The organism is Agrobacterium sp. CFBP 3001 (assembly GCF_027871605.1).
GTDB classification, from domain to species: Bacteria; Pseudomonadota; Alphaproteobacteria; order Rhizobiales; family Rhizobiaceae; genus Agrobacterium; species Agrobacterium leguminum.
The window spans coordinates 134,192-148,657 of sequence record NZ_JAQAHD010000012.1 but is presented as its reverse complement, the minus strand read 5'-3'; the positions used below and the strand labels follow the sequence as shown (position 1 = coordinate 148,657).

Annotated in this window: 16 protein-coding genes; 11 read left to right on the top strand and 5 right to left on the bottom strand. The window is 59.3% G+C overall.

The window, feature by feature from the left end; translation table 11 throughout:
- Nucleotides 1–110: 110 nt before the first annotated feature.
- On the top strand, nucleotides 111–1,223 hold the full coding sequence (locus PH605_RS16470) for an alkene reductase (RefSeq protein ID WP_065655738.1): 1,113 nt from the start codon (nucleotides 111–113) through the stop codon (nucleotides 1,221–1,223).
- Between the two features lie 53 nt (nucleotides 1,224–1,276).
- Here PH605_RS16470 and PH605_RS16465 read toward each other — a convergent pair whose 3' ends face one another.
- Entirely contained in the window at nucleotides 1,277–1,666 is a 390-nt protein-coding gene (locus tag PH605_RS16465; RefSeq protein ID WP_142845460.1) for a DUF6220 domain-containing protein, read from the bottom strand.
- A complete protein-coding gene (locus tag PH605_RS16460; protein ID WP_142845459.1) occupies nucleotides 1,666–2,703 on the bottom strand; it encodes an NAD-dependent epimerase/dehydratase family protein in 1,038 nt (345 codons plus the stop codon). The genes PH605_RS16465 and PH605_RS16460 overlap by 1 nt, the downstream gene beginning before the upstream one ends.
- A gap of 89 nt (nucleotides 2,704–2,792) precedes the next feature.
- Between PH605_RS16460 and PH605_RS16455 the strand changes: the two genes are divergently transcribed.
- Entirely contained in the window at nucleotides 2,793–3,737 is a 945-nt protein-coding gene (locus PH605_RS16455) for a LysR family transcriptional regulator (RefSeq protein WP_003522856.1), read from the top strand.
- A gap of 58 nt (nucleotides 3,738–3,795) precedes the next feature.
- Here the strand turns inward: PH605_RS16455 and PH605_RS16450 are convergent, their stop codons facing one another.
- Nucleotides 3,796–4,062, bottom strand: coding sequence for a DUF2188 domain-containing protein (locus PH605_RS16450; RefSeq protein ID WP_003522857.1), 267 nt, complete (start codon nucleotides 4,060–4,062; stop codon nucleotides 3,796–3,798).
- Between the two features lie 194 nt (nucleotides 4,063–4,256).
- Here PH605_RS16450 and PH605_RS16445 point away from each other — a divergent pair, with 194 nt between their 5' ends.
- Nucleotides 4,257–5,363: a calcium:proton antiporter gene (locus tag PH605_RS16445; RefSeq protein ID WP_142845458.1), complete on the top strand. Its 1,107-nt coding sequence runs from the start codon at nucleotides 4,257–4,259 to the stop codon at nucleotides 5,361–5,363.
- Between the two features lie 58 nt (nucleotides 5,364–5,421).
- On the opposite strand, the gene PH605_RS16440 is transcribed toward PH605_RS16445, so the two are convergent.
- Complete coding sequence (locus tag PH605_RS16440) at nucleotides 5,422–6,624, bottom strand: pyridoxal phosphate-dependent aminotransferase (RefSeq protein WP_003522859.1); 1,203 nt, start codon at nucleotides 6,622–6,624, stop codon at nucleotides 5,422–5,424.
- Nucleotides 6,625–6,835: 211 nt separating this feature from the next.
- Here PH605_RS16440 and PH605_RS16435 point away from each other — a divergent pair, with 211 nt between their 5' ends.
- From PH605_RS16435 to PH605_RS16420, 4 genes are all read left to right on the top strand, one after another.
- The gene (locus PH605_RS16435; RefSeq protein ID WP_142845457.1) at nucleotides 6,836–7,762 is read left to right on the top strand and encodes an EAL domain-containing protein; all 927 of its coding nucleotides are present in this window, start codon (nucleotides 6,836–6,838) and stop codon (nucleotides 7,760–7,762) included.
- Between the two features lie 146 nt (nucleotides 7,763–7,908).
- Nucleotides 7,909–8,220: a hypothetical protein gene (locus PH605_RS16430; protein WP_078051800.1), complete on the top strand. Its 312-nt coding sequence runs from the start codon at nucleotides 7,909–7,911 to the stop codon at nucleotides 8,218–8,220.
- A 150-nt stretch (nucleotides 8,221–8,370) separates the two neighbouring features.
- Complete coding sequence (locus PH605_RS16425; RefSeq protein ID WP_142845456.1) at nucleotides 8,371–9,273, top strand: DMT family transporter; 903 nt, start codon at nucleotides 8,371–8,373, stop codon at nucleotides 9,271–9,273.
- A gap of 444 nt (nucleotides 9,274–9,717) precedes the next feature.
- A complete protein-coding gene (locus PH605_RS16420) occupies nucleotides 9,718–9,933 on the top strand; it encodes a cold-shock protein (RefSeq protein WP_003494703.1) in 216 nt (71 codons plus the stop codon).
- Between the two features lie 145 nt (nucleotides 9,934–10,078).
- Here the strand turns inward: PH605_RS16420 and PH605_RS16415 are convergent, their stop codons facing one another.
- Complete coding sequence (locus tag PH605_RS16415; protein WP_065655731.1) at nucleotides 10,079–10,723, bottom strand: MBL fold metallo-hydrolase; 645 nt, start codon at nucleotides 10,721–10,723, stop codon at nucleotides 10,079–10,081.
- 230 nt (nucleotides 10,724–10,953) lie between these two features.
- Between PH605_RS16415 and PH605_RS16410 the strand changes: the two genes are divergently transcribed.
- From PH605_RS16410 to PH605_RS16395, 4 genes are all read left to right on the top strand, one after another.
- A complete protein-coding gene (locus PH605_RS16410) occupies nucleotides 10,954–11,553 on the top strand; it encodes a DUF1236 domain-containing protein (protein WP_065655730.1) in 600 nt (199 codons plus the stop codon).
- A gap of 241 nt (nucleotides 11,554–11,794) precedes the next feature.
- Nucleotides 11,795–12,301: a MarR family winged helix-turn-helix transcriptional regulator gene (locus PH605_RS16405; RefSeq protein WP_031234081.1), complete on the top strand. Its 507-nt coding sequence runs from the start codon at nucleotides 11,795–11,797 to the stop codon at nucleotides 12,299–12,301.
- Between the two features lie 2 nt (nucleotides 12,302–12,303).
- On the top strand, nucleotides 12,304–13,017 hold the full coding sequence (locus PH605_RS16400; RefSeq protein WP_003522866.1) for a response regulator: 714 nt from the start codon (nucleotides 12,304–12,306) through the stop codon (nucleotides 13,015–13,017).
- Nucleotides 13,018–13,048: 31 nt separating this feature from the next.
- The gene (locus PH605_RS16395; protein WP_065655728.1) at nucleotides 13,049–14,428 is read left to right on the top strand and encodes an ATP-binding protein; all 1,380 of its coding nucleotides are present in this window, start codon (nucleotides 13,049–13,051) and stop codon (nucleotides 14,426–14,428) included.
- Nucleotides 14,429–14,466 lie beyond the last annotated feature (38 nt).

The following is a 14,466-nucleotide window of genomic DNA, read 5'->3' as shown; positions in this document are numbered from 1 at the left end:
CCTCGGGGTGTCGGACCGGAAACCGCAAGACGGTTTTCATTCCGGCACCCAGACAGAAAGACAGCGCGTCCCCCGCGCAATTTCGCCAACCGACCAGAAAGTGAAGTCGCATGACCAGTCTTTTCGAACCGGCACAGGCCGGCGATATCGCACTCGCCAACCGTATCGTCATGGCCCCCCTCACCCGCAACCGTTCGCCGGGCGCCATTCCCAACAATCTCAACGCCACCTATTACGAGCAGCGCGCCACGGCCGGGCTCATCGTCACGGAAGGCACGCCGATTTCCCAGCAGGGTCAGGGTTACGCTGACGTTCCCGGCCTCTACAAGCGGGAAGCAATCGCGGGCTGGAAACAGGTGACGGACAGCGTGCATTCTGCCGGTGGCAAGATCGTCGCGCAGATCTGGCATGTGGGCCGCATTTCCCACACCTCGCTGCAGCCGCATGGCGGCCAGCCGGTCGCGCCTTCCGCCATTCCGGCCAAGTCGAAGACCTATATCATCAATGATGACGGCACCGGCGCCTTTGCCGAAACCTCCGAGCCCCGTGCGCTCACCATCGACGATATCGGCCTCATTCTTGAGGATTACCGCAGCGGCGCGCGCGCAGCACTGGAAGCCGGTTTCGACGGTGTCGAAATCCATGCCGCCAATGGCTACCTGATCGAGCAGTTCCTGAAATCCAGCACTAACCAGCGCACGGATGATTATGGGGGCTCCATCGAAAACCGGGCCCGCTTCCTGCTCGAAGTTGTCGATGCCGTGGCGGAAGAGATCGGCGCAGGCCGCACCGGCATTCGCCTCTCGCCCGTCACGCCCGCCAACGACATTTTCGAAGCCGATCCGCAGCCGCTTTATAATTACGTGGTGGAACAGCTCGGCAAGCGCAATCTCGCCTTCATCCATGTCGTTGAAGGTGCAACCGGCGGCCCGCGCGATTTCAAGCAGGGCGACAAGCCTTTCGATTATGCCGCCTTCAAGGCCGCTTATCGCAATGCCGGCGGCAAGGGTCTGTGGATCGCCAATAATGGCTACGACCGTGAGAGCGCCATCGAGGCGGTTGAAAGCGGTAAAGTCGATGCCGTGGCTTTCGGCAAGGCCTTCATCGCCAATCCGGATCTGGTCCGCCGCCTGAAAAACGACGCGCCGCTCAACGAGCCGAACCAGCCGACCTTCTATGGCGGCGGAGCCGAAGGTTACACCGACTATCCGGCGCTTGCCTGATAATGGATAAAGCAAAGACGCCGCACTGCCCGAAAGCAGTGCGGCGTTTTCTTTCAGCGCAGGCTTCGCGCCTGCCGCGCGGCAAAATCGGAAAACGCGCCCATGACGAAGGCGTTAGGCACATGCAGCGCCTGCAGGAAGCCATTGCCCGTTTCCCGGCCGATGCTCATCAGGGCCACCTGAAGACAGTAAAGACCAAGCAGGGCCAGCGTGCGGGCAAGATTCGGCCGCAGATCGTCATATAGAGAAGCGAGAACCGCCAGCGACAGGATCGGAACGGCGATCAGAAAGCCGAGCCCCTTGTGCAGCGAAAGCAGCGATCCATCGTAATAGATCGACAGCCCGGCCAGCAGCACCTGCGCGAAGATCAGCACCGGCACGCTTGCCGAAATCACGGCAAACACGCGACGCCTCGCCGACATCCCATTCGCAATCGTGGCCATCACACCCTGCCCCCGGCATCGGCCGGATGAGAAAGGCTCGACGGCTGCGGCCTCTGCTCAAGGCAGTCGAGGCTCGCCAGTGTCGTCGCTACCGCAATGTCGATCGGTGTCCTGGGTTCCGTTCCGAGAAAATCCGTCAGCCTGCGATTGCTCATCCGGATCGGCATCTGCCAGAGATATTGCATTTCCAGCACTTCGCGGAACAGGGGAACGAAGGGAGCGGTCAATTTGATGCCCGACCAGGACAGCTGCCGCCTCTTGACCGGATGCCCGACAACCCGCTCGATGGCTTCAACCAGTTGCAGCCCGTCGAAATCCCAGAAACCTTCCATGTGATAGACGGCGAAAGCCGGAAGCTCGTCTGCGCGGTCCAGCAGCCGGCCAATGGTCTCGGCGACATCCGGCAGATAGGCCCATTGATGCCCGGCATATGGCGCGGCGGGATTCTGGACACTCCGGACCGGCTTTCCGGGTTTCACCAGCATCTGCGAAAACCAGTTGTTTCTCGCGTCCGGCCCAAAGAAATCCCCGGCGCGGACGATCAGTACCGGCACGCCGCGCATCGACGCCATTTTCAGCCGCCGCTCCATCTCCACACGCAATGCGCCCTTGCGGGTAAAAGGCTTTTGCGGACTGTCTTCCGTCAGAAGCGGAAAGGCGTCCGGGCCGAAATTATAGACGCTGCCCGGAAAGACGATCCGCGCCCCGCAGGCTTCGGCGGCGGCAATGGTATTGTCGAGCATCGGCAGCACCTGGCTTTCCCAGTTGCGATAGCCGGGAGGATTGACCGCATGGACGATGAGGCTCGCGCCTTTTGCCGCATCCATCACATCCTGCCGGTTCATGGCGTCCCCGGTCACACGTTCGACGCCATCCGTAGCGCCCGTTGACGTCCGCTGGCGCGTCATCGCCCTTACCTGCCATCCCCGTTGCTGCAGCATTCTGGAGACCTGACTGCCGACACCGCCATTCACCCCCAAAATCAGGGCCAGAGGCCGTTCATTCTGCGCTGTATTTGCGTTGTTTTCATATATCATCGCCGTACTCCTTGTTGTGGACTGGAGTATCGCCCCATTCCGCGGTATACGAAATTATCGAAATGAGTGGAGCGGCTATACAAAATCTTATGACACGAAACCGCGACATCAGCTGGGATTTCTATCGCACCTTCCTCAGCGTGCTGAGCGACGGTTCGCTGTCCGCCGCCGCCCGCGAGCTTGGCATCACCCAGCCGACGGCGGGACGTCATATCGGCGCGCTGGAAGAGGCCGTCGGCTTTCCGCTGTTCATCCGCTCGCCGCACGGGCTGATGCCGACGGAAGCAGCCCTTGCGCTCCGCCCCTATGCGGAAAATCTCGCGGCGACGACCGCCGCCCTCATGCGCGCGGCCTCCGGCGAAGTCGGTAAGATCGAAGGCACGGTGCGCATCAGCGCAAGTGATATCATCGGCGTGGAAATGCTGCCGCCGATCATCACGGCCATGCAGGAGGTTCACCCGCGGCTTGAAATCGAGCTTTCGCTTTCCGATACGCTGGAAGACCTTTTAAGACGCGAGGCGGATATCGCCATTCGCATGACCGAACCGCAGCAGGATGCGATCGTCATGCGTTATATCGGCAATTTCCGTCTGGGATTTCATGCGACGCGCGACTATCTGGCAAGAGCTGGCACCCCGAAGAGCATGGAAGATCTGAACCATCACCGAATGGTCGGTTTCGACCGCAAGACGCCTTTCATCCGGGCGGCCATCCAGCGGATGCGCTCGCTCGATCCGGACATACCCGATATTGAGGAAATTTCCTTTGAAATCCGCGCCGACAGCAATCTCGCCCAGCTTGCCATGATCCGCGCCAGCGCAGGCATCGGCGTCTGTCAGATAGGCCTGGCGCGCAAGGACCCCCGGCTCGTTCAGGTTCTTCCGAAAATCGACATCCCGCTCCACACCTGGGTCGCGATGCATGAAAATCTCAAGACCTCGCCGCGATGTCGTGCCGTGTTCAGCGCCCTCGTCGAAGGCCTCAAGGGTCATCTTAAAGAAACCGATCCGGGCGCACCGCCGAAACGGCGCTAATGCCGAACAACTCCCGGCAACGTGATCCCGGCTTTGCTGGAAATCCACGGATCGGTGATCAAAACGGTCTGGCCTGCTGCGTCGTCTTGTCGACCACCTCGGCTTCCGGCCGGTCGCCGCCCTGGCTGTATTCTTCATGCCAGTGGCCGCTCTCATCCTGATAGCTGATTTCCTCGTCATCGCCCCCCACCTGCTGTTCGGCGGCAACGATGCGCGCAGCCTCGACGGCATCCGCATAAGAAGGGAATGTTTCGGAATAAGCGCCGTTCATGCGGTAGGCAAAGCCTCCGTCATGTTCGACAATTTCATATACCACTTTGGTCATGCATGGTCCTCCTGCTTCGGTAGGCGACATGGCAACCACAACCGCGTTTCAAGCATTGCACCCGATGGGACACCGCGGCATGAGCAGCATGTCCTGCAACACCACTATCCTACCAAAAGCATTCAAGCGCAAATCCTGCTTGATCTGGGGGACGATACGTCACAGCCTGAGCCGATCAGGGGGAAGGGAAATCGATGGCGGGTTCTATTCTGAAACAGGAGCGCATGCTGCTGCTGGCGATACCGGCGGCAATCGCCGCCTATCTGGCCGAACATGCAATTTTCGAAGCCGGAAAAACAGCGGCGCTTATCGCCGCAGTCGTGCTGATAGGGCTCATCGTCCTCGTATCGATGCGGGTTGCCCATCACGCCGAAATCCTTGCCACCAAGGTCGGCGACCCTTACGGCACCATGATCCTGACGCTGTCGGCCGTTGCGGTGGAAGTGCTGATCCTCGCCATCATCATGAGCGAATCCAGTTCTCCCACTCTGGTGCGCGATACGATCTATTCCGCCGTGATGATCGACATCAACGGCATTCTCGGTCTCGCGGCGCTGCTCGGCGGTCTTCGCCACGGCGAGCAGCCCTATAATGACGATTCCGGCAAGACCTATGGCGTGATGATCCTCACCGCCATGGGTATTTCGATGATCGTGCCGGAATTCATCCCCAATGAAAGCTGGCATGTCTACTCCGCCTTCACCATCGTCGCGATGATCGCGCTTTACGCCCTGTTCCTCAAAATGCAGGTCGGCCCGCACAGCTATTTCTTCAGCTATGCCTATCCCCGCAAGGCGCATCCGGCCGGACAGGCATCGGACGGCCATGCGGAAGAGGAGGACGAAGGCAGCGTACCGCTCTCCATCGGCCTCATCATCGCCGGCGTGGTGCTGATCGGCGTGCTGGCGGAATTCATGTCGGCCTTCTTAAGCGAAAGCCTCGAGGGCACCAGCGCGCCGCCAGCGCTGATGGCGGTAGTGGTGGCGACGATCTCGGCATCGCCGGAAATCCTCACCGCGCTTCGGTCCGCCTTGCGAAACCGCATGCAGGCGGTGGTCAATATCGCCATGGGCGCATCGCTGTCGACGGTCATCCTCACCGTGCCCGTCATGGAGGGTATCGCGCTCTATACCGGCCAGCCCTTCATCATGGCAATGACCCCGGTTCAGACCGTCATGGTCTTCATCACCCTCATCGCCGCCGCCATCAATCTCAATGACGGCGAGACCAACGCGATTGAAGGAATGACGCATTTCATTCTCTTCGCCACCTTCATCATGCTGCTGTTTCTGGGGCTTTGACCAAAACGAAAAAAGCCCGGCATCGCTGCCGGGCTTCTTCATTTGAGATCACAACCGATCAGCGGCAATCGGCGCAGAAGCGCTGGATGCGCTTGCAGGCTTCTTCCAGCAGCGCTTCCGACGTGGCGTAGGAAATGCGGAAGTTCGGGCCGAGGCCGAAAGCCGATCCCTGCACGACGGCGACGCCTTCGGCTTCCAGAAGCTCGGAAACGAAATCCGTATCCGTCTCGATGACCTTGCCCGACGGCGCGGTCTTGCCGATCAGGCCGGCGCAGGACGGATAAACGTAGAATGCGCCTTCCGGAGCCGGGCAGCTGATGCCCTTCGCCTGGTTGAGCATGGAAACGACGAGGTCACGACGGCCTTCGAAGATTTTCTTGTTCGCCGGAATGAAATCCTGCGTGCCGTTCAAGGCTTCGACAGCGGCCCATTGCGCAATCGAGCTTGCGCCCGAGGTCTGCTGGCCCTGGATCATGTCCATGGCCTTGATCAGCGGCAGCGGGCCGGCAGCGTAACCGATACGCCAGCCGGTCATGGCATAGGCCTTGGAGACGCCGTTCATCGTCAGCGTGCGGTCATAGAGCGAAGGCTCCACTTCGACCGGCGTGACGAATTTGAAATCGCCATAGGTCAGGTGCTCATACATGTCGTCAGTCAGCACCCAGACATGCGGATGCTTGACCAGCACATCGGTCAGCGCCTTCAGCTCGTCGTGCGAATAGGCGGCGCCCGACGGGTTGGACGGCGAGTTGAACACGAACCACTTGGTCTTCGGCGTGATCGCCTTTTCCAGCGCTTCCGGCTTCAGCTTGAAATTGTCTTCCAGCGTGGCGTCGACGAAAACCGGCGTGCCGCCGCAGATCGCCACCATTTCCGGATAGCTGACCCAGTAGGGCGCCGGAATGATGACTTCATCGCCTGGGTTCAGGGTGGCCATGAAGGCGTTGAAGAGGATCTGCTTGCCGCCCGTGCCGACAATCGTCTGCTCCGGCTTGTAGTCCAGCCCGTTTTCACGCTTGAACTTGTCGGCAATCGCCTTGCGCAGTTCCGGAATACCCGAAACCGGCGTGTATTTCGTTTCGCCGCGCTTGATGGCGTCGATGGCCGCTTCCTTGATATTTTCGGGCGTATCGAAATCCGGCTCGCCGGCGCCAAGGCTGATCACATCGCGGCCCTTCGCTTTCAGCTCACGGGCTTTCTGGGTAACGGCGATGGTGGCGGATGGCTTTACGCGGGAGAGAATGTCGGCAAGGAAGGCCATTTTTAATCGGTCCTATTGGGGTTGACATCGGCAGAGGTTGGAAAACTCGTCATCTGCGGCATTTTCTATGTCGAAAGACAGGCCTTCTTTCAAGGTCAAAAGCCGGCTTATGTGCTGCATCGCAGAATTTAAACCTTCCTTAACCCGGAAGTAACGCTTGATACGCTACATTCGCGAGCCTAGAGGTCGTGTCTCTATAGCTGGTTGAAAAATGGCGCTCAAAAGCATCTTTTCCAGTCTTGTCCGCGAGGTCGATGGCACATGGTCCACGGCCTATAGCACCTTCAACCTGAAATCGGCCCTGCAGCCCATTTTCCGCCGCACGGCGAGCGGTATTCTCGACATCGATTCCTTTGAGGGTCTGGTGCGTCCCCATCGCAATGGCGAGCCGGTGACGCCGGGCGAATTCTTCTCGCTGGTCGCGCCGGAAGATATCGAAAATATCGACAGCATCCTGCGCACGATCCACATTCTCAACACCGGCCGGCTCAACCGGTCCCGCGCCCGCATCTTCGTCAATTTCCATCCGGGGCTGTTCCAGACTCCGGCCAAGATGCGCCAGGAAGTGGAGCGCATGCGTCTTGCCGCCCACGAAGCCGGCATGACGGCGGATCGCATCGTCTGCGAAATATCCGAGAAAAAAGCCTCCGATACGCAGATGGTCGCCGACTTCGCGTACCACATGCACGATATCGGCTTTCGCGTGGCGCTCGATGATTATGGCGCGGGCGATTCCGACATCGACCGGGTGAAGCTCATCAAGCCGGACTATGTGAAATTCGAAGCCGGCTGGGTGCGCGATTTCATGCAGAATTCGGCGGGCGCTGCCCTTCTGCGCGTCATCGTCAGCCAGTTTCGCGCCGATGGCATAGAGCCGGTCTTCGAAGGACTGGAAGCTGCATGGCAGGTCGATCTGTGCGAAGAACTCGGCGTCTTCTTGATGCAGGGCTACGTGCTGGCAAAGCCAGAACTTGCCCCGACTAGTTTCGACACACGTTTCCCGGAACTCGGCAGTGAATATTTCGCCTCGTCAAGGGTGGAAAGAGGCCCTGCGCCACCGGCATTTTTCCGGGAAGAACGCCCCGCCGATCCGCACCCGCTGCGCCAGACCCGGACCTTCGGAAAACGCGGCCTCTGACGCCAAATCCGCCCAAACGGCTCTCCTAACCGGCTTTGCCACAATATTGCCGCAATAAATGCCGCGGAACGCCAGAATTCGGTCTCCAAGCCGTCCATTTCGAAGCCTCTTTTATCCTTTAAGAACAGGGACAAGAGGCGACAGCCATGTTTACCAACGATCGGACTTCCGTTGAAAGGTTAAGGGCGCAGAGAACGCTGTTTTCCCTCTGGATGGCCGTTGCGGCGTTTCTTGTCATCGTCACCATGGCCGCCGGCATCGCAACCTCGGCCAATGCGGCTGCCCAGGCGGTCGATACCCTGCATACTTCCGCCATTCCGCAGGTGGCAGCGACGACGAAAGCGAGTCCCCACATCCTGCTCATCGTCCTTTCGGCCGCGGCCTTCATTGGCCTCGGCATTGGCGGCCTGACGCTCACCCGGCGCAGCCTGAAGGACGAGGCCCGCCGCTACAAATAAGCGGCCCTCCCCTCGACTTGCGGCATCGGCAGCTTGCTGCTAAAGCACCCGGAAACAGTCATCCGCATCGCGGATCGATATTTCAAAAATCCCCGAATTGCCGCGGCCGCGACTGAATGATCTTCCGGCCCTGCCGTGCTGGTGCCAACAATGACGCGTATTCAGGCCAATATGCTGCTTCTGCTCGCCGCAGCAATCTGGGGAGGCGGCTTCGTCGCGCAATCCTCCGCCATGGCGTCTATTGGCCCATTCTGGTTCGTCGGCCTGCGTTTCGCCATTGCCGCCATCGCCGTGCTGCCCTTCGCGTTCATGGAAACACGGTCGCTGAAATCGCCGCCGCGCCGGCGCGAAATCGGCAGCTTCATCCTCGTGGGTCTGGCCCTGTTCGGCGGCGCCACCACCCAGCAGGTCGGGCTCCTGACCACGACCGTCACCAATTCCAGCTTCCTGACCGGGCTCTACGTCATCTTCGTACCGGTGATCGCCGTCGTGCTTTACCGCCGTCATCCCCACTGGATCGTCTGGCCATGCGCGCTGATGATGCTGGGCGGCATATTCCTGCTCTCCGGAGGCGCATTCGAGGCGCTGACCACCGGCGATATTCTCAGCATCATCTGCGCCTTTTTCTGGGCGATCCAGATCACGCTTGCCGGGCGCTTCGTCTCTGAAAGCGGAAGGCCGCTGGCGCTTTCCTGCACCCAGTTCGCCGTTTGCTCCCTTCTTAGTTGCATGATCGGCGTCGTGTTCGAGCCGATCAGCATGGCCTCCATCGAGGCGTCGCTGGCGGAAATCCTCTATGTCGGCCTCGTCTCCTCCGGCCTCGCCTTCGTTTTGCAGGTCATCGGCCAGCGTTACACCACCGCCCCGCAGGCCGCGATATTCCTGTCCTCGGAAGCGCTTTTCGGCGCTTTGCTGGCTTCGGTCTTCCTGAAGGAAACCATTTCAAGCGCCGGCTACATCGGCTGCCTGATCATATTCGTCGCGATCCTGATCGTGGAACTGGTGCCGGAATTGACGCGCAAACGGCAAAAAACCATGGCTGGAACAGCCTGACGCAAAAAGAACTTATTTTTCTCTTTCCGCCATAAATCCAGATAGGGCATTCAAATTTTGCCGTGAAATCCTGCGGTAAACGGCAATTATTTCATCAACTGTCGCTTCTGCGGAAAAAATATGCGATTGCGCAATCTTATTCTACCGCAGGTTTTTTATCTGACAAAAAGCCCGTGAAAACTTTTGCTTGCCAATTTTCGATAAACGCATCACTCTACCGCGGTTCGGGCAATTTGCGAGCATGGGAAGGCCTATAATTTTGCGCACTGGGGACGCTATAAACCTCGGGCGGTGGGACGAAAAACGTTGGATGAGAACGCCATTACTTCCCGCTGCGAAGGTCCATTTTCTCAATAGTCAAAAACTGCCTGCCAACGCCCACGCGGGGCAAAACTGTAATGCTGCCTGTAGCTGAACGCGGGCAGAGCGAAAAGGACCTGATGCATGGCCGAAACTGGCACCGTAAAATTCTTCAATACAGACAAAGGCTTCGGCTTCATCAAGCCAGACAATGGTGGCGCTGATATCTTTGTTCACATCTCTGCCGTACAGGCTTCTGGCCTGTCCGGACTTTCAGAAAATCAGAAAGTGAGCTTCGACACGGAACCGGATCGTCGCGGCAAAGGGCCGAAGGCAGTCAATCTGCAGATTGCTGGCTGACCCTAAAACGGCTTTCTTTTCTAGTTGAAGCCCGGCAGGAATGCCGGGTTTTTTTGTGCGGTCCCGCAGGCCTTAGGGCATTTCCAGGAAAAGTGGAATCCGGTTTTCCGTCTGGAAATGCGGAAAAACTCTAATGGGCCGGCGCTCAGAGCCCCTTGAGATAGGGGTTGGTGAGCCGTTCCTCGCCCAGCCGTCCACCCGGACCATGGCCGCAGATGAAACCGACATCGTCACCCAGCGGCAAAAGCTTGTCGCGGATGGACGCCATCAATTGCTCGTGGTTTCCGCCCGGCAGGTCCGTGCGCCCAACCGATCCCGAAAACAGCACGTCGCCGACATGGGCGAAGTTCTGGTCGCGGTTGTAATATATCACGTGGCCGGGCGCATGACCTGGGCAATGATAGACCTCGAAGACGTGGTCTCCAAATGAGACCTTGTCGCCTTCCTTCAACCATGTATCAGGCACCACATTCTTCAGACCGCTGATGCCGTATTTATCCGCCTGCACCTCGATCCTCTCCAGCAGAGGCCGGTCGTCCTCATGCGGCCCGATAACCGGCAGCGACAGCTTTTCACGCAGTTCATCGGCACCGCCGGCATGATCGAGATGCCCGTGCGTCAGCCAGATTTCCTTCAGCGTGATGCCGTTTTCAGACACGACCTGGAGAATGACGTCAACATCCCCACCGGGATCGACGACGACGCCCTCTTTGGTGTCCTGATCGAACAGGATGGTGCAATTCTGCTCGAATGGCGTGACCGGAATAATGCCCGCCTGCAATTTTCCCATATCCTGTATCTCCTGTCTGAAAGCTCCAGCCTCCTATAGCCTGCGACCGGGTGCGGCACAATGGCGGCGGAAAAGACGGCGACTTCCGGCGACTGAAGCAGTCTAAAATATAATTGGAAACAGTGAGATAGCAATAAATCCTCGGCTGATGGCGGGAATTGCCGGCAAAAAATGTGGAACGCCCCGATGGTTGCGACGTTGTAGCTCCAGTCTTGAAAGGAGTGAGACACATGGACAAGACGCTTAAAATGCTCATGGCTGGCGGCGCCTTCGCCTTGATGGCCGGTTTCGCGAACGCCGCCATGGTCGCCACCACCGCATCGGATATTTCCGTTCGCTCAGGCCCCGGTGAAGACTATCCCGAAGTGGGACTGGCCACCCGCGGCAGCAATGCGGTTCTGGATGGCTGCATGGAAGGCAGCAGCTGGTGCCGGATCGAAGTCAACGGTCTGCGCGGCTGGGCCCACGCCGATTATCTGAATGTCATGTATGAGGGCTCTCCGGTCATTCTCGAACAGCGCCGCTCGGAACTCAGCGTGCCGGTTGTGACCTACGAAACGACCTCGAGCGTGCAGGCAGAGCCCAATCCCGGCGATCCGAACCTCGGCCGCGTCGGTGAGGTCGATCCGCCGCAATCGGTGATCACCTACATTGACGAACATCCCGCAGACACCGTCACCTATGACGGCGACATAGCCGTCGGCAGTGTGTTGCCGTCGGATACGCGTCTCGTCGAAATTCCGGACTATCAATATCGTTATGTCCGGGTGAACGACGTGCCGGTTCTGGTAGAACCTTCGACGCGACGGATCGTTTACGTCTATCAGTAAACGCACGGCGGACATCAAGAGACGGATGAAGAGCGCGGAGTTTCCGCGCTCTTTTCTATTTCCGGTAAAGGTCACTCAGGATTCCAGTTGCACCCGCACCCGCGCCATATTATCCACCGCAACAGAAAATGATCGCGGCATTCTCCCGAGCGGACGCATTTTCGGCTATGTTTACAGAATATTGGCGCATCGACGCCTGTCAGCCTATGATCAGACAGCCGCAGAATATGAAGGAACCGTAGTGCCACCGCAATCGCTTAAAACCGCAGCCGCCAGGCAGACACCGGCACTCCCGAAGGTTGACGACGGCAAGATCGACTTCGACACGATCGAGGCGCTGTTTTTCGCCTATCGCGATTTCGTCTCCGATCCAGATGTCATTCTGTCGAAGCTAGAATATGGGCGGGCGCATCACCGGGTGGTCTATTTCGTCAGCCGTCAGCCGGGCATGACGGTGGCGGATCTGCTCGATACGCTGCAGATTACAAAGCAGAGCCTTGCCCGTGTGCTGAAGCAATTGATCGACGACGGTTACATCCGCCAGATGGCGGGCCCGGAAGACCGCCGCCAGCGCAGGCTTTACCCCACGCTGACGGGCCGTGAACTGGCGCTGGCGCTGAGCGAGCCGCAATCGCGCCGCATCGACCGCGCGCTGGAAGGTCTCGGGCCGGACGCCCGCGCCTGCGTGCGCAAATTCCTGGCGCAGATGCGCAGCCCGACGACGACCACCACCGTGGAGGACGAGTGACGATGGCGACAGCACCGACAAAACGTCCACCGGCGGATGACGATGCGGCCCATCTCCTGATCGTCGACGACGATGCCCGCATTCGCGATCTCCTGCAGCGCTTTCTGGGCGACAAGGGCTATCGCATCTCCGTGGCGGCAGATGCCGCCGAAGCACGGCGCAAAATGGTGGGCATCCGTTTCGACCTGCTCATCCTCGACGTGATGATGCCGGGCGAAAACGGACTTTCGCTGACCCGTTCGCTGAACGAGGACAAATCCGTGCCGGTCATCCTTCTGACCGCCCGGTCGGAAGCGGATTCGCGCATCGCCGGGCTGGAAGCCGGAGCGGACGATTATCTCGCCAAACCCTTCGACCCGCGCGAGCTCGTCCTTCGCATCAACAACATCCTGCGGCGCAATACCTCGCCCGATACGCCCAAGATCGAACAGATCATGTTCGGCCCCTACAGCTTCTCCATCCCCAAAAAGGAATTGCGGCGCGGCCCCGAAACGATCCGCCTGACGGATCGCGAGCAGGAGATCATGCTGCTTTTTGCGCTGCGCGCCGGCGATACCATTCCCCGCCACGAGCTGGTGGAAGCGGAATCGGAAGTGGGCGAAAGAACCATCGACGTGCAGATCAACCGTCTTCGCCGAAAGATCGAGGACGACCCTGCCAATCCTGTCTATCTGCAAACGGTGCGCGGCATCGGTTACCGCCTGAGCGTGGACTGACGAGCACCCAACGAAGGGCGAACGCACGGCCATGGCGAGCCTCGATTTTCTCAGCACGGTCAGAAACAGCGGCGTGGCCAAGGCCTGGCGCATGTCGGGCAGATGGCTGCGCCACTGGCTGCCGACCGGCCTCTACACCCGTTCGCTGCTCATCATCATCCTGCCGATGATCCTGCTTCAGGCCGTGGTCGCGGCCGTTTTCATGGAACGTCATTGGCAGCTCGTGACAGAGCGCCTCTCCTCCGCCGTGACGCGCGATATCGCCGCGATCATCGAGCTTCTGCAGACGGACCCGGAGGAAGACGACTATCAACGCGTCATCCGCATCGCCCGCGACAAGCTGGGTTTGAGCGTCTATATCGAACCGAAGGCGGATCTGCCTGCTCCAAGACCTGAGCCGCTGTTTTCGATCCTCGACAGGATTCTGGCGGATCAGTTAACGCAGCAGATCGGCCGACCGTTCTGGATCGACACCTATGGCAATGGTTCATTGGTCGAAATCCGCGTCCAGCTGGAAGACAAGACCCTGCGCGTCTTCACCAGCCGCAGCGCGGCCTATGCCTCCAACACCCATATCTTCCTTGTCTGGATGGTCGGGGCATCGCTGGTGCTGATCGCCATCTCCATCCTCTTCCTGCGCGGGCAGATCAAACCCATCGAAGCGCTCGCCAAGGCGGCGGAAAACTTCGGCAAGGGCCAGAAGATCAGCGGCTATTCCCCGCGCGGTGCGGATGAGGTGCGGCGCGCCGGCCTCGCCTTCATATTGATGCGCGAGCGTATCGAGCGGCAGATGGAGCAGCGCACCGCCATGCTGAACGGCGTCAGCCACGACCTGCGCACCATCCTCACCCGCTTCAAGCTGCAATTGGCGCTCGCGGGCGACAATCCCGACCTCGAAGGGCTCGACAAGGATGTCGAGGACATGCAGTCGATGCTGGAGGCCTATCTGACCTTTGCCCGTACCGATGTCGAAGAGGATGTCGGCACGCTGGAGCTTCCGGCCCTTCTCGAAAAAATCAGCCATGATTTCGAGCTGCACGGCAAGAAATTCAGCTACGAACTCTATAATATCGAGCGGATCATCGCGCGGCCGAACGCGCTGTCCCGGCTCGTCGCCAATCTTGCCGAAAATGCACGGCGCTACGCCGGCAATCTCCACATCGATATCCGCAAGGCGCCGCGTTCCATCATCATGACCTTTGACGATGACGGGCCGGGCATTCCGGAGAACTCACGCGAGGACGTGTTCAAGCCGTTCTTCCGGCTGGACGAGGCGCGCAACCTCAATGCTTCGGGCACCGGCCTTGGCCTTTCCATCGTTCGCGATATCGCCCGCAGCCACGGCGGCGATGTGACGCTCGATGAAAGCCCGATGGGTGGATTGCGGGTAATCGTCAAAATTCCGGCTTAAAGCACCGGATCGGAAAGTGTGACCCGGACTTGCCGTTT